Genomic DNA, 20,173 nt, shown 5'->3' with positions numbered 1-20,173 from the left:
GGGGAATCTGATGACGACGAAAGTGGAGTTCGATGAACAAAAAAGCTCACGTCAAATCAAGATTGGCGTCCTCATGTCTTACGCCGCCATCGGATTCAATATTCTCGCCGGTCTGTTCTACACACCATGGATGATTGCAGAGATTGGGAAGGCGAACTACGGACTCTATATGCTTTCGCTATCACTCGTCAGCATCTTCGCCATGGACTTCGGCTTAGAGGCGGCGGTGTCGCGATTCCTATCAAAATACCACGCGCTCGGGGATTCAGAAGGGGCGTCTCGCTTTCTCGGTGTCGCCTTCAAACTGTTTATCGGGACTGCGGTGTTGATTGGCCTCGTTCTGATCGGGGTCTATCTGATGATCGACACGATTTACGCAAGTTTATCGCCCGCTGAAGTGGAGACGCTCCAAGTGTTGTACATCATGGTCGGTTTTTACATCGTCGTCTTGTTCCCGACCAAACCATTCAACGGAATTTTTATCGCGAATGAACGGTTCGTCGTCCTCAACTGGTTCAACTTGATGGAAAAAGTGTCGACCGTCGTCTTGATGGTCGGGGCGCTCTTGTTCGGATTCGGCTTATATGCGCTCGTCTTCGTCAACGCCATCGTCGGTCTATCCATTATCATCGGGAAAGGGATTTACCTGCTTCGTAAAACCGAGACGGCGATTGACTTTTTGCATAACAGCCGGTCGATGTACCGAGACATCTTTACGTTCTCCTCTTGGACGACCGTCATCGCCATCGCCCAACGCTTCATCTTGAACATCACCCCGACCATTCTCGGGGCTTTGGCGAGCAGTGCCTCCATCGCCTTGTTCTCGATCGGGATGGTCATCGAAGGATACGTTTGGACTATCTCATCAGCGATTGGATCGCTGTTCCTGCCGAAAGTTACACGCATGACGACCTATAATCGCCAGTCGGAATTAAACCATCTGTTGATTCGTGTCGGCCGCATCCAGTTGTTCATCGTCGGCTTGATTATCATCAGTTTTGCGACGATGGGCCGAGAGTTTATCGGACTTTGGGTTGGTCCAGACTTCTTCCCATCCTATACGGTCGCCCTGTTGTTGATTCTCCCAGGAATCATCACGCTGACCCAAGAAATCGCCTATACGACGTTGATTGCGGTCAATCAAATCAAATACCGGGCGTTCGCGTCGCTCATCGTCGCAACGGTCAGTGTGATTTTGTCACTGCTCTTGTCTCCGCATTACGGGGCAATCGGTGCTGCGAGTGCCATATTGGTCGGTAACTTGATTGGCACTGTGATTTTCATGAACGTCGTGTATGTCCGCGTTTTAAAATTGAGTATGTGGAAATTTTTCTATGAATGTCATGTGAAGATTGCACCGGCTTTGATGTTTCTAGGAATTCTCGGCTTCTTGCTCCAAAGGTACTTGCCTGTCGAGTCGCTCGTCCATTTCCTGTTTAAAGCGATTGCACTAGGTGGCGCCTACTTTCTCTTCTTATGGATCTTCACGTTTCGGGATGATGAAAAAGAACTGTTGCGTGGGTTTGTCCGTCATGCATCAAAGACATCCTGAACGGGGTGTCTTTTTTCGTGGAGCACAAACATTAGACATGTCATCTTTCAAAAAAATGATAAACATTTCTTTCCTATTCTCACAATGAGACGGGTAACACGATAGTATCACCATCATTGCAATTGTTTCCCACTCAATTTTCCTATCACCTTTAGAAGCCACTGACATCACGACAAAGGAGAGGATTCGCAATGTTTAAAAATAAAACTTTATTGATCACAGGGGGCACAGGCTCATTCGGAAACGCCGTCATGCAGCGTTTCCTGAAAACTGATATTAAAGAGATTCGCATTTTTTCGCGGGATGAGAAGAAACAAGATGATATGCGGAAGCTCTATCATGACGACAAACTTAAATTTTATATCGGCGATGTACGAGATATTAACAGCGTCCGTAACGCGATGTACGGTGTCGATTACGTCTTTCACGCGGCGGCGTTGAAACAAGTACCATCGTGCGAATTCTTCCCGCTCGAGGCGGTTAAGACGAACGTGCTCGGTACGGACAACGTGTTGAACGCAGCGATTGAACAGAACGTCCAAAAAGTCATTTGTCTATCAACGGACAAGGCGGCCTATCCGATCAACGCGATGGGAATCTCCAAGGCGATGATGGAGAAAGTGTTCGTCGCCAAAGCGAAAGCGGTCGGTCCGGAGCAGACACTGATTTGCGGGACGCGCTATGGAAACGTAATGGCCTCAAGAGGCTCGGTGATTCCGTTGTTCGTCGACCAAATCAAACGTGGCGAGCCCCTCACTGTGACGGATCCGTTCATGACCCGCTTCTTGATGAGTCTTGAGGATGCCGTCGAACTCGTCGTCTTCGCCTTTAAAAACGCACATGCGGGAGACATTATGGTTCAAAAATCGCCGGCCTCGACCATCGGCGTGTTGGCGCAGGCGTTGCTCGAGCTGTTCGGTGCGAACAATCCGATCAAGGTCATCGGCACGCGTCACGGCGAAAAGTCGTATGAGACGCTGCTGACCCGGGAAGAGAATGTCGTCGCAGAAGACATGGGCGGGTTCTATCGGGTCCCAGCTGATACACGCGACTTGAACTACGATAAGTATTTCAACGAGGGTAGCAAGCGCCTCACCGTCGAAGGCGAATACAACTCGGCCAACACCGAGCAGTTGAACGTGGAACAAGTGAAGCAATTGTTGCTGACGCTCCCCTACATTCAACAAGGACTCGCGAGTTGGGTGAAAGTATCATGAATATTCTCGTGACAGGCGCAAAAGGGTTCGTCGGCCAAAATCTAGTCGCCGAATTAGAAGCACGCGGGCATGACGTATTCTCGGTCGGGCGCGATACGACGGAAGACACGTTCCGCCGATGCTGTCAGGCTGCGGAGTTCGTCTACCATTTGGCTGGTGTGAACCGTTCGGAATCGGAAGCCGTTTTTGCGGAAGGGAATGCCGGGGTCACTAGATGGTTAATCGAGACATTGGCATCTACTAAAAATGAGGCACCAATCATGTTCGCGTCCTCGATTCAAGCAACGCAGGACAATCCGTACGGACTGAGTAAGCTAGCTGCCGAGCATCTCTTGATGGAAGCACATCAAACAACGGGGCGTACCGTCTACATCTTTCGCTTCCCGAACCTGTTCGGAAAGTGGGGACGTCCGGATTATAACAGTGTGGTCGCAACGTTCTGCTATCGCATGGCGAGAAACCTGCCCATCGAGATTCATGACCCGACTCGAAAGGTCCGACTCGCTTATATCGATGATGCAATCCATCGGCTGGTCTGTCTGATCGACACGTTCCGGGAGCAAGCGAATGAAGTCTACTACGAGCATGTACCGGTTCATGAGCCGATCGCCTTAGGACGCATCGCCGAGTTGTTACAGACGTTTAAAAACAGTCGAGCTACCCTCGGGATTCCGCAACTGGACGACCCGTTCACCAAACAACTGTACAGCACGTATCTCAGTTATTTGCCGGTTGACCAGTTCGCTTATGACTTAAAGCTGAATGAAGACGCGCGTGGTTCCTTCACCGAATTTATTCGAACGCCGGATCGAGGACAAGTGTCCATCAACGTGGCGAAGCCGGGAATCACGAAAGGCAACCATTGGCACCATACGAAAAACGAGAAGTTTCTTGTCGTCAGTGGCGAAGCGCTCATCCGGTTCCGTAAAGTTGGAGAACGCGAGGTCCATACGTATCACGTGACAGGAGACATGATGCGCGTGCTCGATATTCCGACCGGCTATACGCACAATATTGAAAACATCGGAATGACCGACTTGGTGACCGTCATGTGGGTGAATGAGGCCTATGATTCGAACAAGCCGGACACATACTTTATGGAGGTGCAAGATGAAACGACTCAAAGTGATGACCATCGTCGGGACGCGTCCCGAAATCATACGCCTGTCGGCCGTCATTCATAAGCTCGAACATACGGAGGCCATCGAGCACGTCCTCGTGCATACGGGACAAAATTATGACTACGAATTGAATGAGGTGTTCTTCCAAGATTTCGGCTTGCGAAAACCGGACTACTTCCTCAATTCGGCGACGGGCAGTCCGATTGAAACGATTGGCAACATCCTCATCCAAGTCGACCCGGTGCTCGAGCTCGAACGTCCCGACGCGGTGTTGATCCTTGGCGACACGAACTCCTGTCTCGCGGCAATCGCGGCCAAACGACGGAAAATCCCGATTTTCCATATGGAGGCGGGCAATCGTTGTTTCGACCAGCGCGTTCCCGAGGAAATCAACCGAAAGATTGTCGACCATACGGCGGACGTCAATTTGACGTATAGCGATATCGCCCGCGAATACCTTCTCCGCGAAGGGCTGCCGGCGGAACGGATTATCAAGACGGGGAGCCCGATGTTCGAGGTGTTGATGTCGAAACGGGAAGCGATTGAAAACTCGGATGTACTCGAGCGACTCGAATTGAGTCCTGACAACTACTTCATCGTCTCGGCCCATCGTGAAGAGAACGTCAACTCCGACAAACACTTCTTGGCACTCGTCGACAGTTTGAACGCGATCGCAGCGCAATACGGACTGCCCGTCATCGTCAGCACGCATCCGCGGACGATGAAACGAATCGATGAATTGAACGTCTCGTTTCATCCATTGGTTCGACTCCTCAAGCCGCTCGGATTTGTCGATTACAATCACCTTCAATTGCACGCCAAGGCGGTGCTCAGTGACAGTGGGACGATTAGCGAAGAGTCCTCGATTCTTGGATTACGAGGGTTGAATATCCGTGAGACGCACGAACGGCCGGAAGCGATGGAAGAAGGGGCCGTGCTGATGGTCGGTCTCGAAACAGAGCGAATCTTGCAAGGGTTATCGGTCGTCATGGAACAAGAGCGGCCTCGCATCGTCAGTGACTACAGCATGCCGAACGTCTCTGACAAAGTAGTGCGGATTTTGATTTCGTATACGGACTACGTCCGACGCGAAGTATGGAAAGGTACAACGGATCCACGTCAAACAGTCAAGGAGGGTGAACGATGAAACAAAAACTCGTTTTTATCGGAAACATCGCTTCCCCTTATCAGGTGAAGCTGTGCTACGCCTTGGAAGAGTACTTTGACTCTGAATTTTGGTTTTACGAATATCTCGATCAAAATCGACCAGACTGGTGGAAAATCCCGCTCGGTGATAAGTGTCAAGTGTTGAGATATTCGAAGTGGTTTCCGAAGATTGGCTACCTATCACTCGGTTTGATCCGAGAGTTGATTCGTTTCAAACCGGACGTCATTCTACTCGGCGGGTTCATGGCGGGACATGCGGCCATCGTGAGAATCGCTAAGCTGTTCGGCATCAAAACTGTCATTATGAGTGAGCCGCTTCGACCGCTACAAAATGACGACGACCCGTCTGACCGGCTGACGAATCCTCAGGATAATCCATACAAAACGAAGCTGTTACACTGGATGTTCAAGGACGCTGACCTCTACTTCGGGATGGGGACGGTAGCAGTGGAGCAATTCAAGCAACAGCTCGGGTTTGACCCTGATAAAGTCGTACATGCGACGTATGCCCAGGACATCGATGCGTACTTCGATCACGGCTTGAGACGGAAGCAACCGGGCGATACGTTCAAACTACTGTTTGCGAATCGGCTTGTCGAACGTTATCAGCCATTACTCGTGTTAGAAGCGTATCGGAACTTATCAAAACGCTATTCCCTCGAACTCTATTTAAATAATTCGGGGCAACAGCTTGAGGCGTGTAAAGGATATATCGCCGAGCACGAGTTGAAAAATGTCTACTTCTTAGATGAGATTCAGGCGTGGGATGAGATGCCGAAAGTGTATGAGCAAGCGGACATTTTGGTACTGCCGGCAACGTATTCGAACGGGAACGGGACCATCATCGAAGCAAGAGCCTCGGGCATGGGGGTCGTCATCAGCGATCAAATCAACAACGTCTCCCATCATTCCGTAGACGGTAAAAATTGCTATATGTGTGGTGTCACGGTCGAATCGATTGAACGAGGGATTGAACAATACCTCGAACATCCGGAGCGTCTCATCGAACATGGCATGTTATCGCGAGAACTCGTCAAGTTCCACCGTAATGATGTCACAGCCAAAGGGTACTATGACACGTTGCGCGCGAAACAGATTATTTCGTAAAGGAGAAATGTCATGAACGTGGCCATTATGCAGCCTTACTTCTTCCCATATATCGGGTACTTCCAATTGATTCATGCGGTCGATACGTTCGTTGTGTATGACGACGTTCATTTCATCAAAAAAGGTTGGATTCATCGCAATCGGATTCTGATTGACGGAAGTCCTCATCCGATCACCTTACCCATTCAGAAGATGAGCCAGAATCGTTTGATTTGCGACCATGAGCGTTCGCAACCAGACGAAATCGTTGAACAACAGTTGAAGTTGTTGCGACACGCCTATTACAAAGCCCCTCAATTTGAACACGTCTTCCCGTTACTCGAACGCGTGATTCGTCATCCTGAGCGAAACGTCGGGAAGTATTTGGCATACAGCATCGAGGAAGTCGCTCGATACCTCGGTATCTCAACGACATTCATTCTCTCGTCAGAATTGAACGCTGGGGTTGGATTGAAGGGGCAAGCGAGAATCCTCAATATATGTGGGCACTTGAGGGCGACGCATTACGTGAATGCCATCAACGGCATGGACTTGTACGATACCGAGGTGTTCAAACAGGCGGGAATCGATTTATCGTTCATCGAGACCGAACCGATCATTTACCATCAAGGATCATGTCCGTTTCAAGCGAATCTGTCCATCATCGACGTGATGATGCATTGTCCCAAACAGGAAATCCAGCTCATTCTTGAACGTTACGCACTCGTCTCGAATCGCCAAGTGACCTAGGAGGTGCCTTATGCTACACATCGTCGATATCCAATCCGCAGCATTCCCGTCTTATCCAGTAGTAAACAAACCTGACAGCAAACCGACAGCTATTCCGGTTACGAAATCCATGCTCCCTTCCCTTGAAGAGTACACGGATGAGATTCGTGACTTGTGGGTATCGGGATGGTTGACGAACAACGGCACTAAACATCAGCAACTTGAACGGGAGTTGATCGAATATTTGGGGGTCGAACACTTATCCCTATTCACGAACGGGCACTTGGCGCTCGAGGCGGCGATTGAAGCTCTCGGATTGACAGGTGAGGTCATTACGACGCCTTTCACTTTTGCTTCGACAAGTCATGCACTGATTCGTAAAGGGCTAACACCCGTTTATGGAGACATCCGATCCGATGACTTTACGCTCGATGCTACCAAATTAGAACATTTAATTACACCCAAAACTTCGGCCATCCTTCCTGTTCATGTATACGGAAATGTATGTGACGTTGAGGCCATCGAGGCGATTGCCAAACGACACAACCTGAAAGTGATTTATGATGCGGCCCATACGTTCGGCGTCACAGTGAACGGACGAGGAATCGGAACGTTCGGTGACGTCTCAATGTTCAGTTTTCACGCCACGAAAGTGTTCCATACCATCGAAGGAGGAGCTCTGACGTACAATGACCCGGCACTGAAACATCGTTTCGACCAATTGAAAAACTTTGGCATCACCGGACCGGAAACGGTGGAAGTGACGGGGGGGAACGCCAAAATGAATGAATTTCAAGCAGCGATGGGTCTATGTAACCTGCGCCATATCGATGAGACGATTGCGCGGCGGAAGCAAGTACGTGAACTCTATGACACGCTGCTCAGCGGTCTCGATGGCATTCGCATCCTGAAACCACAACCGGGCGTTGAAACGAACCATTCCTACTATCCGATCATCATGACGTCAGAGGAAAATCGGCGGGATGAACTGCATGACGCTCTAGCGCAGGAAGGCATCTTCACCCGGAAGTATTTCTATCCGCTCGTGACGGATTATGCGTGGAATCAGAACCGGTTTGCGAGCCGCAGCATCCCAGTCGCTCGTGAAATTGCCGAGCGGGTGTTGACACTCCCACTTTATCCAGACCTCACTATAGAAGACGTAACCCGGATTTGTACCACGATTCAAGAAAGGGTGATGAAGTGATGAAAGGGATCATATTAGCAGGTGGGAACGGAACGCGTCTCTATCCGATGACGAAGGCCGTCTCGAAACAACTGTTACCAATTTACGACAAGCCGTTGATTTATTACCCGATGTCCGTCCTGATGCTGGCGGGAATTCGGGAGATTCTACTCATTTCGACTCCACAAGATATCGGCGGATACGAGCGGTTATTCGGGGATGGGCATCAACTCGGTATCGACATCTCGTATAAAGTACAGACTAAGCCGGTTGGACTGGCAGATGCGTTTATTTTAGGAGCTGACTTCATCGGGGACGACTCGGTCTGTCTCATCTTGGGTGACAACGTGTTTTATGGACCGGATTTAACGCGATTCTTGAAACATGCACAATCGAAAAAACAAGGAGCGACGGTCTTTGGCTATCCGGTAAAAGATCCACGAGCATTTGGTGTCGTGGAATTTGATTCACAAAATCGAGTGGTCTCGATTGAAGAGAAACCGGCCGAACCAAAATCGAATTATGCGGTCCCAGGTCTATATTTTTACGACAATCAAGTCGTTGAGTTCGCCAAACGTGTTGAGCCTTCTGCACGAGGAGAGCTCGAAATCACGTCAATCAATAATATGTATCTGGAACGCGGAGAGTTGAACGTCGTTTTGTTCGGCCGCGGGATGGCGTGGCTTGATACCGGCACACCAGAAGGCATGATTAAAGCGGCTGTGTTCGTTCAAACGGTTCAAGAACGTCAAGGCTATTACATCGCCTGTCTCGAGGAAATTGCATGGCGCCGCGGGTTCATTTCACGAGATGAGTTGAAAGATATTGGTTTGACGCTCAAGATGACGGATTATGGACAATATCTCTTATCACTCGTCGAGGAAGGGGAGAGAACGGATGCGAACGATTCTAGTGACTGGCGGAGCCGGGTTCATCGGTTCAAATTTCATAAAACACTTACGGGCAAAACATCCGACGTACCGCATTCTTAACGTCGATGTGCTCACCTATGCAGGGAATTTGGAAAATTTGCGCGAGTTCGAAGCCGATTCGCTCTATCATTTCGAAAAGGTTGATATCCGTGACCGTCAAGAAATCGAACGGTTGTTTCGAACATATGATGTGAATGAAGTCGTTCACTTTGCTGCAGAATCACATGTGGACCGGAGTATCACCGAGCCTGAGTTATTTTTGACAACAAACATTCTCGGGACGCAAGTGTTGCTCGACACGGCGATGCGACATTGGAAAGTGGCCCCCGATGATAAATACAGTCGTGACTATAAACCATCCGTCTGTTTCGTCCATGTCTCGACCGACGAAGTGTACGGATCCCTCGGAGCGACCGGTTATTTCACAGAAGACTCACCCATCGCCCCGAATAGTCCATATTCCGCCTCGAAAGCAAGCTCTGATTTACTCGTTCGAGCCTATTACGAGACGTATGGATTGCCGGTCAAGACGACCCGATGCAGCAATAACTACGGGCCGTATCAATTCCCGGAAAAACTCATCCCGCTCATGATTCATAAATGTATGTCGAATCTGCCATTGCCAGTCTATGGAGACGGGCAACAGATTCGAGACTGGCTTCATGTAAGCGATCATTGTGAAGCCATCGATGTCGTTCGAGAACATGGGTACTTCGGCGAAGTGTACAATATCGGCGGTCATAATGAAAAGACGAACTTGGAGCTCGTGCAAATCATCATCAACGCGTTCGGTCAGTCAGAAGAATTGATTCAATTCGTCAAAGATCGTCCGGGGCATGATCGACGCTATGCCATCGATGCGACCAAGATGGCCGATGAATTAGGGTGGACCCCACGATATCAATTCGAAGAGGGAATCGCCGAAACGATTCAGTGGTACGTGGAGCATCCTGAATGGATTGAACGAATCGTATCTGGTGCGTATCAAACCTATCACGATTCGATGTATTCTTCGTTCCGATAGGAGGGGTTACCATGTACGAACGTTTGATGAAGCGTCCACAAGACGCAATTCTTGCGACGGTTTCTTTACTCGTTTTAAGTCCTGTTCTTCTGACGATCGCTGGTCTCATCAAGTGGAAAATCGGTGGGCCGGTGTTATTCAAGCAGAAACGTCCCGGCAAGGACGGCGTTATCTTCGAGATGGTGAAATTTCGGACGATGACCGACGCGCAGGATGATCATGGTGAACTGTTGCCGGACGAGTTGCGCTTGACTCCGTTCGGGCAGACACTTCGATCGCTCAGTCTGGATGAGTTACCGAGCTTACTCAATATCGTCAAAGGCGACATTGCGATTGTCGGACCGCGTCCGTTGCTCGTCGAATATTTGCCCCGATACAACGAGGAGCAGCGCCGACGTCACGATGTACGTCCTGGACTGACGGGACTTGCCCAAGTGAACGGCCGCAACCGGCTGTCCTGGCAGGACCGATTCGGCCTCGACGTGCAATATGTCGACAACGTCACGTTCTTTAATGACTGGAAGATTATCTTGCAAACGGTCCTTAAAGTCGTGAAGAAGGATGGGATTTCGTCCGATACGGCGGTGACGATGGAGGCGTTTATGGGGAATGAGAAGGTAACAAACATCGTCAAATAGAGCGAGCAGGCCATACGGTCCGCTCGTTTTTTTGTGTGTCATTTCTTTTGATGAACTTCACCAGAATGTCACTCGAGTCTGATAGTCAGACATGATATAACTAAAAATGTGAACAATTGAGCATATGGAGGTTTATATATGAAACGATTTTATCTACTATTCGTCGGACTCATCCTGATTCTTTCTGCCTGCAGCCAAAGTGAGGCCGTCGACTCGACGAAACAGCATACATACACGAAGTACGAGCTCTCGCTCGAGGACAAGGTCGCGCTCGGGGAAGGAGAGCACGAGATCGTGTTCGTCTTCGACTACAGTTGCCCGTGGTGCAAGAAGTGGATGGAAGAGGTACTATCGGAGATCGAGGAGCGCTGGATTGACACGGGCGAGGCGACGTTCAAAGGACAGCCGCTTGTCCTGTTGAACGAACAGTCACAACTGCTCGCGAACGTGGATTATAATGTGGAACGGCTCATCCCGGACCGTTACTATGAAGTGCAGCGCGCCATCGGACACGACTCGGGGTCGGACGGCTTCGGGACGGAAGCCCATGTCCAAAAAATCGCCTCTGAGTTCAACCTGAATGTGGACGAACTGCTTGAGAACCACGTCGATATCGGCATCCAGAACTCACGGCTGTTCACGCGCGACTTCGGTGTGGCCTATGTGCCGACGGTGTACGTCGACGGCATCCAGCTCGTCGATGCGTTCAGTTTAGAAGAGATGGAGAAAATCATGGACGGCACTATTCAAGCAGGCGACGAAGTCGAACTCCCGGAAGACTAAAATAACCCCTCCGTCGCAGTGACGAGGGGTTATCTCATAGACGCTCGAAATACGGTTTGACGAATAACTCGAACAGTTCGGCGTCGAGCAGGTAACGGTTCGTGAAGAACGGGGCGTTGTCGGGTGTAATCGGGTTCGGGCTCAAGATGAACGCCTGCTCGAAACCGAGCTCCTGCACCGACGCGCTCGCCGCGGTTCAAGAAGTGACGGACGAGGTAGTAAGGCGCTTCCTCGCTCAGGAAAGCGTCCGAATCGACGCAAAGCAAATATTCCGAGCGGGCGGCGTGGGCGGCCATATGTAGCGCGTTCGCCTTGCCTCGGTTCTCATGACAGTCGATGACACGCAAGCGCTCGTACTCGTCGGCGAGTCCGACGAGAATGTCGCCGGTCTTGTCCCGGCTGCTATCGTTGACGGCGATAATCTCAAAGTTCGGATAGGTGAGACGGTCCAAATACTCGATCGTCTCGGCAATCGTCTCTTCTTCGTTATAACAAGGAATCAGGATACTGATGAGCGGCCATTCCCGCTCGTTCAAATCGAGTTCTTCCTCTTTCTCACGCGTCAAGCTGAATAAGAGAGCGCCAGCAATCCAAAATAGCGCCATGAAGAACGGATACCAAAACACGAATTGGGCCAGTGGTTCGATCCAAGGTGCGATGTCGAGCCCGTAAAAATTCATAATTGTCTCCCCTTATTTTCAAAAAAACCATGTACTGACAGTATGATAGCATCAAAAAATTGTTTTCCCATATTTATCAAAAAAATTGTACGGAAATTGAAAAAGACATTCGACCTGTGTCAAATGTCTTGGTGCTTGTTCTGTTTCGTCCGTCTGTCTTTGCGCCATTTCCAAACGAACAAACCGATTAGCGCGAGGACGGGGGCCGCAACCCAAGGGCGGGCTTCGATGATGGAGACGAGTTCGAAAATCGAGAGCCATCCGCTAATCATGATCAGAATCAGCAGGAAAGTCTTAAGTCCACCTCGAATAGGAAACCAGTAGAACACGAAGAGCGTAATCAAAAAGAAAGCGAGCAATCCCATGCGGTTATTCCTTTCTAGCCTCATTTTGACTCATTATAGCAGAGAATATTCAGAGAGTGTTAGAGCCTTCCCTTGCATGCCGCTTTTCTGTACTGTTAATAGAAGACTATTGAAGGAGGAACTATCGTGAGATTTGGAATCATCGGCCTTGGCTATGTCGGGCTGGCCACCCTGTGTGGACTAGCAAAAGCGGGGCATGAAGTCATCGGTGTCGAGAAAGATCAACCGAGACTGCTCCGTCTCATGAACGGGGACGTCCCCGTTCCACGAACCGGGCATGGCAGACGTGTTACGCGATCATCACGGTTCAATCACATTTACGGACTCGATTGCCGATACAGAAACGGTCGACTACCTCGTCCTCGCCGTCGGGACGCCGAGCAAGCAAGACGGAAGCTGTGACTTGACGTTCGTCGACGCAGCCTTGTCCGAGGTCGCGTCGAAACATAAAATCATCATCCGCAGTACGGTGCCGCCGGGGACGACCGACATGCTGTCGGTCATGTACCCGGCCCATACGTTTGCCGTCGTACCCGAATTCCTTCAAGAGGGGCGCGCCCTCGCCGACGTGTTGAAACCGCACCGCGTCGTCATCGGCAGTGACGACCTCGAGATGTGTGAGGAACTCGCCGGCATCTATGGACGCCTCGGTGTGCCAATCGTCTGTACGTCACCGATTGACGCCGAGTTCATCAAATACGCCTCGAACGCGTTCCTCGCTACAAAAATCAGTTTCATCAACGACTTGGCGCGTCTCGCCGACAAGGCGGGAGCGGACATCACGACGATCGCCGACGGCATGGGGCTCGACCCGCGCATCGGACGTTCGTTCTTGAATGCCGGACTCGGATACGGGGGCTCGTGCTTCCCGAAAGACATGCACGCGCTCTTGAACGTCGCGAGCGAGAATGAGCTCGACTTGCCGGTCATCAGAGCCGCCATGCACGCGAACGACGCCCAGATGGCGTACGTCGCCTCGAAAGTCGAACCGACGAGCGACCTCAAAGTCGCCTTCCTCGGCCTCGCCTTCAAACCGGGGACGGACGACATGCGCGACGCGCCTTCGCTCACACTCGCTCAACTGTTGACGGTGCGTGGAGTCGACGTGATCGGTTACGACCCGCTCGCCAAGTGGGACTTCCCGCAAGCCGAGACAGTCGAAGCGGCGCTCGAAGGAGCGGACGTCGCCATCCTCGTCACGGAATGGGACGAGCTCGTCGCATTGACGCCGGAAGCGTTCGACGGGATGCAGACGAAGCGGTTAATCGATGCCCGTAACGCATGGAAATACGCACGCGACCCGGGGACCGTCCAGTACGAAGGGGTCGGCCGGATGCAAAACAAGGCGAATACGCCGTCATCGACATGACGAAAGGTGAGACCCCTCGGGGCCTCACCTTTTTTCACGCCTTCATCTGTTCTTTCGTCGGTCCCATGACGCCCGGGACCGAGAGTCCCGCCTGCCGGAGCAACACCGTCATCTGGCCGCGGTGGTGCGTCTGGTGGTCGATCATCATGCGCAAGACGGCACCGCGCGGTTGTTTCGTACCGTGGACGTCGACCTCTTCTAACAAGTAGTCGTCCGAGAACTGTTCGGCCGCCTGGATAATCTCGTCGGCGTAGCGCTCGTATTGATCGGCGATCGCCTTGGCGTCGCTCGGTTGCGTCAAACTCTTCAGCGACGACAAGCGGAAACCGAGCAAGTTCGTGAAATAGCCGAGCGCGGTCGTCACGTGCCAGCCGATCCAGCCGAGCGAGTTATGGCCCGGGACAATCTCCTGTCCGAGCGCCTCGTCCGTGACGGCGCGGAGCACGTCGAGCGTGCCGGTCGATGATTTGGTCCATTCTTGTAAAAAATCTGCTTTCGTGCGATACATCGAATTCCTCCTTGAACGTTCTACCCTGAGTATACGACGCAGATTCACGATTTTGAAACGTTCGGTCTCGTTTTCACGTAGACTATAGTAGAAAGGGGGACACCTGTATGTGGGGACTCGTGATTGCAGCATTCATTTTGTTCGTGCTCGGCTTTGCCGTCCATCGGTTAGGCTGGCACTTCCTCATCTCTGGCTATAACACGATGAAGCGCGAGGATAAGGAACGCGTCAACATCAAGGCAGTGGCGCGGTTGCTCGGCTTCATGTGTTACGGCATCGCAACGATTTTTCTCGTCATCGTCGCCATCGATGCGTCTCATCTCGACATTCCGCTCGAGCCGTTCTTTCTGCTCATCGTCGTGCTCGTTGTCGTCACGCTTTGGCGCGCCCAAAAGTATGACGGGAATATCTTTGATGAACATGGGAAACTTCGGCCTGGGGGCAAGAAGAAACTCATCCCGCTCGTTCTCTTCCTGACGCTCATCTTGGGCTTTGTCGGTGGTCTTCTGTTCTGGTTCAGTCAGCCGACCGAGGTGACGCTCACCGACTCGGCACTCGTCATCGAGGGCAGCTACGGCGAGACGGTGCCGTATGATGAAATCGAGACCGTGACATTGACGTATCGGCCGAGCCTCGACCGCCGAACGAACGGTGCCGCCGTCGGTTCACGATTGACCGGCCACTTCCGGACGACGGATGGGGAGGACGTGCTCGTCTACCTCGACCAAGACATCGAGGCCGCTGTACGCATCGACTGGAGCGGCAAACCGATTTATGTGAACGTGGAGTCGAACGAGGCGACGGAAGCGTTCTATGAGGAGGTACGACTGAAATGACACAACCTTGGTATACACGGCACATGCCGTTCTTCTTCTTGACGTTCTTGTTCGCGCCGTTGACGCTGCTTTTGCTCGTTTGGCGCTGGGAACGATTTGAAGGTCATGAGCGGGGCGTCAAGCTGTTCTTCGCCATCGGGATGACGGCGTTCATCGTGTTCGGGCTGTTGCCGCGCGGGTCGTTACCGGTCATCTTGCCGGTCATCGGACTGTTGATCGCGTTGAAGCTCGTCCTCAATCTTATCAAACAAAAGACCGGCTGACATGTGTCAACCGGTCGAATGGGGGCGCTCGCTCAGGCGAAATGCCCTCTTTTGTCGTTCACCCACGTCTCAAAAGCTGTCGCGTCGAGGGCCGGGGCGTAATAATAGCCTTGCCCGAGTTCGACCCCTTCCGCGATAATCCGCTCGAGGTCCTGTTTCGTCTCGATGCCCTCGGCGAGCGAGGTCAATTTCTGTTCACTCGCGAAGCGGGAGACGGCGCGGAGGAATGATGTGCTGTCCTTCGCTTTGCCGCTGACGTACATGCGGTCGATTTTCACTTCTTGAATCGGCAAGTGCCAAATCGCTTCGAACGAGGCGTAGCCGGTGCCGAAGTCGTCAATCGAGAGGCAATAGCCGAGATCGGCGATGTCTTCGAGCCGCTCGAGCTCGTTCGTGTGCGACATGATGTCCGCCGACTCGGTCAGTTCGATTTTCAACCGGTCGGGCAGCCATGGATACGTCGCGATCAAGTCGCGCAGCTTGGTGACGATGGACGGGTCGACCGAATGGGCCGACAAGTTATACGACAACGAGATATCGGCGAACGGCGTGTCGCGCCAGGCGACGAGCTGTTCGACGACCAAATCGAGAATCGAGTGCGACAGCCAGAGAATCTGGTCCGAGCGTTCGGCGATGCGGATGAACTCGTTCGGTGGCACGTTGCCGATGTCCGGGTGTTGCCAGCGGGCGAGCGCCTCGGCCCCGACGACCCGGCCCGTCTTCAACTCGACTTGCGGCTGATAGGCGACGGTGATATGTCCTTGCTCGATCGCCTCTGGGAGCGCCTGTTCAATCAAGGCGGCCCATTGGAGCTGGGCGAGGATGCTCGAGTCGTACCAGACGAACGGGTTCCGCGTCTCTTTGGCGTGTTGCAACGCCTTCGTCGCCTCGAACAGACAATCGTTAAAGCTCGGCGTCGTATGCGTCGCCCCGATTTGAAGGTGGACGGTCTGGCGTTTCTGGTTAATCAATAGCTCGGTCGGGAACAGCTCCAACAATTCGGTCTCGTCGACGTTGCGAAGCCCTTTCACATACAGCATGAGCGTGTCGTCCCGGTAACGGCCGAACAAGTGGTGTGCGTACTTCTCGAGCCGGTCCTCGACGTGACGGGCGAACTCGGTCATGAGCAGGTCGGCGTACGTCGGATCGTACCAGTCAACGAGGTGATGGAAGTCGTTCAATTTAATCAAGAGGAACGTCCCATCGATATCCTGTTTCTCCCACGCCCGCAGGAAGCCGTACTCGTTATATAGCTCGGTGGCGAGGTCGAACCGGACGAGCCGGTCGACCTTACGCTCGCGTTCGACGCGCTCGGTCTCATCTTCGAGGATGAGGTAATACGTGAGCGTCTCGCCGCGCTTGAGTGGGATGATTTTGACGTTCAAGAAACGGACGTGTTCACCTTTCAAATGCAGGATGAACTGAGCGCTCGTACCATTCTCCGTCACCCCGGCGAGCGCCTCGCGCAACAGGCGGCGGCCCGTGTCGGTGAACAGCTGGTTGATCTCATACAGGTTCCGTTCGCCAAAAAATTGGCGGAACACATCGTTTCGTTCGATGAAGTTGTATGTGTCGTCGATCAAGGCGATGGCGAGCCCTGTCTCGGAGAACAAGGACGACCAGCGCTCGTGATAGCGGAGCAAGTCGTTCGATTTTGTCTTGAGCGTGTGTACCGTCGAATGGACACTGGCGGCAATCTCGCGGAGCTCGTCCTCGATGCCACGGAAGTCGTGGCTCGGAGGGAACGAATCCTCGACCGGTTCCGTGCTCGGGTCGATGGCGAGGGCGCGTGCCTTCAAATGGCTCAAGTCGTGGGCGTACATCTTGCGTGTCGAGCATAGGGCGAACAAGAGCGCGCCTGATAAGAGGAGCGTGATGAGCAGGACGGCGATGGCGAGTGTGCCGTAACGGTCACGCTCGGTCATGAGCGTGTCGTCAGCCGCCGAGCGTACCGCTTGCAGCGCGGCGTGCGAATCCTCATAGAAGCTGGTTCCGTTGACGTAACGGGCCTCGAGCGTCGAATTGGCGGCCGTCACCCGACCGAGGGCGAGCGCGCTCTCAATCAAGTCGTCGACCGATTTCGTCCCGAGAGACGGGTCGGTCGCGACGATGTCCTCAATCAGACGTGCCTCGTTCGCAATCGTCGAGACCTCGAACTCGAGCTGGTCTTGATCCGGTGTCTCGGCGAGCAGGTTCGTGACACCTTCGACGAACGCCATCTGCATGCGCATGATGGCATCGGTCAATTCATAGGCCGTGTTCTCTTGGGCGGTCCGTTCGAGCCCTTGATAGAGCCAGCGCCGGTTGATCGACTCGATGACGTCGAACGGCACGGCTTGGAAGCGGCTCGATCCGTCCTCGTTCAATGTGTCTTTAAGTTCTTCCGAGAAGCGTAGCAACGCCTCCCGTTCGCGCTCGTCGACCCCGGTCTCGAAGTCGTCGAGCAGTTGCGCGTTATATTGGAGCGCCCGTTCGCGGTATGGGGCCGACAGCAGCGCCGTCGGTTGCTCGGAGTTCGTCTCGTAGAGTTTGGCCGCGTGGTGCAAGACGAGATACGACTCGACGCCGGCCAAGTCGGAGGCGTGATCCAAGTCGCGCACCGTCTCGTCGACGGCGACGTGCTTTTCTTTCCAGTAATAGCTCAGGCCGAGCCCGAACAACAATACGCCGATGAGACAAGCGACGGCGAGGGCCATCGTGTAAATCCGGTACGGAATTTTAGCGAATCGATTGCTTCCCATCGGACACCTCCTTCTTTCTCTTCCCATTCTATCGTGTTCGAGTCTTTCGAGGGAAATCCTGCCCCACGAAAAAAAACCCGACAAAGGTCGGGTCAATGAATGCGCCAAAGGTCACGGTCGTTTGTAGCCGATGACGCGTGACTTCCAGTACGGCTCTTTACTGATCGTGTTATAGCCGAGGCCGTACGTCCCGGCGTGGATGAACGTGTCTGAATTGATCATGATGCCCATGTGTGACGGGCCGGCCGTATACGTGTTCTCGAAGAAGACGAGGTCGCCCGCTTGCGGGACGAACGTCTTGCTGAGCTGTGTTCCGAAATAAGACCCGGCCCAGTATGTGGCGACGTTCGTTCGTGGGACGCTGTAGCCTGCCTGGTTGAAGGCGTAATGGATGAGTCCAGAGCAGTCGAATCCGCCGTTGGCCGGGTTCGATGACGCCCAGATGTACGGGGTGCCGACATACTTCTTGGCGACCGCGATGGCAGCGAGGCCGGCACCTTGTGACGGAGTCGGAGTCGGGTTTACCGTAGACCCTTTCGGCACCGCTTTGACGTAAGACGCCGCGACGAAACCGGTCGTATTCCCGATATAGATTTGATGCCATCCGTTCGACGTCTGGACGATGCGGAGCGTCTGCCCGGCCGTGACACGGCCGATGATGGCCGAGCTCGTCGAGGCCGACGTGCGGACGTTCAACGATGGCGTATTCACGACGTAGTCGAACGAGGCGTTGCCGGCACCGCCGTCTCCGGCGTTCGGTGTGACCGGCGCGCTCGGTGCCGTCGTCGTCTGTTTCAAGTAACCGGTGCTGACGTAACCGCTCTTGCCGTTATACGTGATGTATACCCACGTGCCGCTCTGCTTCGTCGCTTTGACAGTTGTGCCGTTCGGGATGCTCGTGACGAGGGCGTAGCCGATCCCCGGACCTCGACGAACGTTCAAGTTGGCCGTCGTGACGTACGACTGGTTGATGCTCTGTTCTTTTGGCGCACTCGGTACTGCCGGCGTCGTCGGTTGACTTGGAGCCGGTGTGGGTGTCGAGGCCGCTTTCTGTAAATATGTATTGGCAACAAAGCCGGTTCTCGAGCCGAACTTGACGTGGGACCAGTTGCCCTCGACTTTTAATACGGTGACCGTTTGACCTTTCGGAATTGTGACGAGAACACTTGAATTCGTCGATTTCGAGGCCCGAAGGTTCAAATTGGCGGTCGTTTTCGATAACGTTGCCGATACGGTAGGCGGCGTCGACGTGTTCGGTGCGACCGGGGTAGCGGTTGTCGTCAAGTAGTCGTTATGCACCCAACCAGTCTTGCCGTTATACGTGACTTTTGACCAGGCGCCACTCGTTTGAATCACGTTAAGCGTTTTGCCTTTCGGGATTGTCGCGAGTACTTTATGTGATGTGCCGGCAGCGAAGCGCAAATTCAAGTTAGCTGACGTGACGTGAGAGCGGTTCGATGTCGTCGCTGGTTTGAGCGCGCTTGGGGCGTTCCCGTTCAATTTAAGCGTCTGCCCGATGGCGAGACGGTCTGAATTCAAGTTGTTGAAAGCTTTTAAATTAGCGAGTGACACGTTGTGCTGTTGGCTGATCGACCAAAGCGTGTCACCGGCACGGACGACGTGTGAGCTGGCTGCGGCGGCTTCGTCGGCCTGGGCGACGATCGTTACGGCGGCGATGGCTGCGAATGAGTACATGAGGCCGGACTTAGGGGACATTGGGTCACTTCCTTCTCTATGAGTGCTTTTGACAATTATCGACAGGTGAAGCAATACATGTTTATTGTAGGGTTTACAGAAACGGCAAGCAATGGTGGAAATGGCTCAATCCTTGGATTCCGTTAAAAATGAGGTCAATATTTTTCGTCACGGACGGATCAACTGTACTAAAGAAACAGGGGAATCGAAAATTGACTTTCTGTTGAATTTTGGAAACCTATACATATATCTTTTCATGCTATCATGAATGCAAAACGTAT

Annotated in this window: 20 protein-coding genes; 15 read left to right on the top strand and 5 right to left on the bottom strand. The window is 52.8% G+C overall.

Features of this window, described 5'->3' with window-relative positions:
- Positions 1 to 10: 10 nt before the first annotated feature.
- From KNP81_RS02890 to KNP81_RS02840, 11 genes are all read left to right on the top strand, one after another.
- Positions 11 to 1,552 carry an oligosaccharide flippase family protein gene (locus KNP81_RS02890; RefSeq protein ID WP_214718236.1) on the top strand — a complete coding sequence of 514 codons (1,542 nt, stop codon included), beginning with the start codon at positions 11 to 13 and terminating at the stop codon, positions 1,550 to 1,552.
- 191 nt (positions 1,553 to 1,743) lie between these two features.
- Entirely contained in the window at positions 1,744 to 2,769 is a 1,026-nt protein-coding gene (locus KNP81_RS02885) for a polysaccharide biosynthesis protein (RefSeq protein ID WP_214718234.1), read from the top strand.
- Positions 2,766 to 3,953 (top strand): polysaccharide biosynthesis C-terminal domain-containing protein, encoded by a 1,188-nt coding sequence (locus KNP81_RS02880; RefSeq protein ID WP_214718232.1) that lies wholly within the window; start codon positions 2,766 to 2,768, stop codon positions 3,951 to 3,953. The genes KNP81_RS02885 and KNP81_RS02880 overlap by 4 nt, the downstream gene beginning before the upstream one ends.
- The gene (gene wecB, locus KNP81_RS02875) at positions 3,880 to 5,037 is read left to right on the top strand and encodes a non-hydrolyzing UDP-N-acetylglucosamine 2-epimerase (RefSeq protein ID WP_214718230.1); all 1,158 of its coding nucleotides are present in this window, start codon (positions 3,880 to 3,882) and stop codon (positions 5,035 to 5,037) included. Before KNP81_RS02880 ends, wecB begins: the two co-directional genes overlap by 74 nt.
- Positions 5,034 to 6,164, top strand: coding sequence for a glycosyltransferase family 4 protein (locus tag KNP81_RS02870; protein ID WP_214718229.1), 1,131 nt, complete (start codon positions 5,034 to 5,036; stop codon positions 6,162 to 6,164). Before wecB ends, KNP81_RS02870 begins: the two co-directional genes overlap by 4 nt.
- A 12-nt stretch (positions 6,165 to 6,176) precedes the next feature.
- Positions 6,177 to 6,893 carry a WbqC family protein gene (locus KNP81_RS02865; RefSeq protein WP_214718226.1) on the top strand — a complete coding sequence of 239 codons (717 nt, stop codon included), beginning with the start codon at positions 6,177 to 6,179 and terminating at the stop codon, positions 6,891 to 6,893.
- 10 nt (positions 6,894 to 6,903) lie between these two features.
- Entirely contained in the window at positions 6,904 to 8,079 is a 1,176-nt protein-coding gene (locus tag KNP81_RS02860) for a DegT/DnrJ/EryC1/StrS family aminotransferase (RefSeq protein ID WP_214718224.1), read from the top strand.
- Entirely contained in the window at positions 8,079 to 9,050 is a 972-nt protein-coding gene (rfbA, locus tag KNP81_RS02855) for a glucose-1-phosphate thymidylyltransferase RfbA (RefSeq protein WP_214718222.1), read from the top strand. Before KNP81_RS02860 ends, rfbA begins: the two co-directional genes overlap by 1 nt.
- Entirely contained in the window at positions 8,956 to 10,014 is a 1,059-nt protein-coding gene (gene rfbB / locus KNP81_RS02850) for a dTDP-glucose 4,6-dehydratase (protein WP_214718220.1), read from the top strand. The genes rfbA and rfbB overlap by 95 nt, the downstream gene beginning before the upstream one ends.
- Positions 10,015 to 10,025: 11 nt before the next feature.
- Entirely contained in the window at positions 10,026 to 10,652 is a 627-nt protein-coding gene (locus KNP81_RS02845) for a sugar transferase (protein WP_214718218.1), read from the top strand.
- Positions 10,653 to 10,790: 138 nt separating this feature from the next.
- The gene (locus KNP81_RS02840; protein ID WP_214718216.1) at positions 10,791 to 11,435 is read left to right on the top strand and encodes a thioredoxin domain-containing protein; all 645 of its coding nucleotides are present in this window, start codon (positions 10,791 to 10,793) and stop codon (positions 11,433 to 11,435) included.
- Between the two features lie 29 nt (positions 11,436 to 11,464).
- On the opposite strand, the gene KNP81_RS02835 is transcribed toward KNP81_RS02840, so the two are convergent.
- A complete protein-coding gene (locus KNP81_RS02835; protein ID WP_214718214.1) occupies positions 11,465 to 12,115 on the bottom strand; it encodes a glycosyltransferase family 2 protein in 651 nt (216 codons plus the stop codon).
- A 119-nt stretch (positions 12,116 to 12,234) separates the two neighbouring features.
- On the bottom strand, positions 12,235 to 12,480 hold the full coding sequence (locus tag KNP81_RS02830; RefSeq protein ID WP_214718212.1) for a hypothetical protein: 246 nt from the start codon (positions 12,478 to 12,480) through the stop codon (positions 12,235 to 12,237).
- 126 nt (positions 12,481 to 12,606) lie between these two features.
- On the opposite strand from KNP81_RS02830, the gene KNP81_RS15435 reads away from it, so the two are divergent.
- Positions 12,607 to 12,882, top strand: coding sequence for a hypothetical protein (locus KNP81_RS15435; RefSeq protein WP_353048069.1), 276 nt, complete (start codon positions 12,607 to 12,609; stop codon positions 12,880 to 12,882).
- Complete coding sequence (locus KNP81_RS02825) at positions 12,767 to 13,849, top strand: UDP-glucose dehydrogenase family protein (RefSeq protein ID WP_353048070.1); 1,083 nt, start codon at positions 12,767 to 12,769, stop codon at positions 13,847 to 13,849. The genes KNP81_RS15435 and KNP81_RS02825 overlap by 116 nt, the downstream gene beginning before the upstream one ends.
- A gap of 34 nt (positions 13,850 to 13,883) precedes the next feature.
- Here the strand turns inward: KNP81_RS02825 and KNP81_RS02820 are convergent, their stop codons facing one another.
- Entirely contained in the window at positions 13,884 to 14,357 is a 474-nt protein-coding gene (locus KNP81_RS02820) for a DinB family protein (protein WP_214718197.1), read from the bottom strand.
- Positions 14,358 to 14,464: 107 nt separating this feature from the next.
- Here KNP81_RS02820 and KNP81_RS02815 point away from each other — a divergent pair, with 107 nt between their 5' ends.
- Together KNP81_RS02815 and KNP81_RS02810 are read left to right on the top strand one after the other, a co-directional pair.
- A complete protein-coding gene (locus tag KNP81_RS02815) occupies positions 14,465 to 15,193 on the top strand; it encodes a DUF3784 domain-containing protein (RefSeq protein WP_214718195.1) in 729 nt (242 codons plus the stop codon).
- Entirely contained in the window at positions 15,190 to 15,456 is a 267-nt protein-coding gene (locus KNP81_RS02810) for a hypothetical protein (protein WP_214718193.1), read from the top strand. The genes KNP81_RS02815 and KNP81_RS02810 overlap by 4 nt, the downstream gene beginning before the upstream one ends.
- Positions 15,457 to 15,488: 32 nt before the next feature.
- Here the strand turns inward: KNP81_RS02810 and KNP81_RS02805 are convergent, their stop codons facing one another.
- Positions 15,489 to 18,197, bottom strand: a complete 2,709-nt coding sequence (locus tag KNP81_RS02805; protein ID WP_214718191.1) for an EAL domain-containing protein — start codon at positions 18,195 to 18,197, stop codon at positions 15,489 to 15,491.
- Positions 18,198 to 18,308: 111 nt separating this feature from the next.
- Entirely contained in the window at positions 18,309 to 19,913 is a 1,605-nt protein-coding gene (locus KNP81_RS02800; protein WP_251128834.1) for a C40 family peptidase, read from the bottom strand.
- Between the last annotated feature and the right edge of the window lie 260 nt (positions 19,914 to 20,173).

It is taken from the genome of Exiguobacterium sp. s149, from assembly GCF_018618395.1.
Lineage (GTDB): Bacteria > Bacillota > Bacilli > Exiguobacteriales > Exiguobacteriaceae > Exiguobacterium > Exiguobacterium chiriqhucha.
This window is presented reverse-complemented; position numbering and strand designations above follow the sequence as displayed.